A 229-nucleotide genomic window follows, 5' to 3' on the forward strand; every position below is an offset into this window, starting at 1 on the left:
TAATGAATGCGTTTGGTTTTAATCCACCTACTGGAATGGCAGTGCCATCTACATTGTATAAATTTCTAGCACCGAGCCCATTAATATTTAGGGCCATCGCTGTACTTGTATTTAAACTATTATTTTGGAACGTGATATTTAATCCAATTTCTAATGCTTTAATTAATGCATTGGATAATGCTTTTGTATTGGTACCAGTCGAAACGCCACAATAGAATGTGTGCAAGGA

1 protein-coding gene is annotated in these 229 nt (G+C 35.4%); it reads right to left on the minus strand.

Annotated features, from left to right (window positions below; translation table 11 throughout):
- Positions 1-229: hypothetical protein (locus KTHG_RS20985; RefSeq protein WP_186439480.1), on the minus strand; the 229-nt coding region annotated here is incomplete at both ends.

Origin of the sequence: Kurthia sp. Dielmo (assembly GCF_000307285.2) — a bacterium.
GTDB classification, from domain to species: domain Bacteria; phylum Bacillota; class Bacilli; order Bacillales_A; family Planococcaceae; genus Kurthia; species Kurthia populi.